The sequence below is a fragment of the Xenorhabdus entomophaga genome, from assembly GCF_037996725.1.
Classification (GTDB): domain Bacteria; phylum Pseudomonadota; class Gammaproteobacteria; order Enterobacterales; family Enterobacteriaceae; genus Xenorhabdus; species Xenorhabdus khoisanae.
The window spans coordinates 1-487 of sequence record NZ_JBBMXH010000333.1; the positions used below are offsets into that span (position 1 = coordinate 1).

General features: G+C 54.2%; 1 protein-coding gene. It reads left to right on the forward strand.

Annotation, left to right across the window (positions count from 1 at the left end; all coding sequences use genetic code 11):
• A partial coding sequence (locus tag AAC854_RS23045; protein ID WP_340619122.1) for an HK97-gp10 family putative phage morphogenesis protein occupies positions 1–426 on the forward strand: 426 nt, incomplete at its 5' end.
• Positions 427–487 lie beyond the last annotated feature (61 nt).

Here is a 487-nt window from a genome sequence, read left to right on the forward strand (position 1 = left end):
TTTTCCGGCTTGCAGGCAATAGCGAAAGATCTCGAACTGCTCAGCAAGGCTGAAAATAATCAGGTGCTGCGAAAAGCCACTTATGCGGCGGCGTCGGTATTGCGTGACGAGGCGCGGGTTAAAGCCCCGAAACGCACCGGCAAACTGGCGCGAAATATTGTGGCGTCCAACCGGCGAGTGCAAAACGGTGAAGCGTCCGCCGGAGTGTATGTGCGAGGCGCTAATGCCAAGGGCACTAACAGTGATACGACCATGAAAGCCAGTGATCCACGTAATGCCTACTACTGGCGTTTTCTGGAGAATGGGACCTCAAAAATGGCCCCACAGCCGTTTATCCGTCCGGCGTTTGATGCCAAATCTGAGGCCGCTACCGACGCTGCCATTGAGCGGGCGAATCAGGCGATTGACGAGGTATTGTCAAAATGACCGAGGCTGACATTTTCCCGCTGCTGAACCCCGTATTGCCGTATAAGGTTTTCCCTTATGT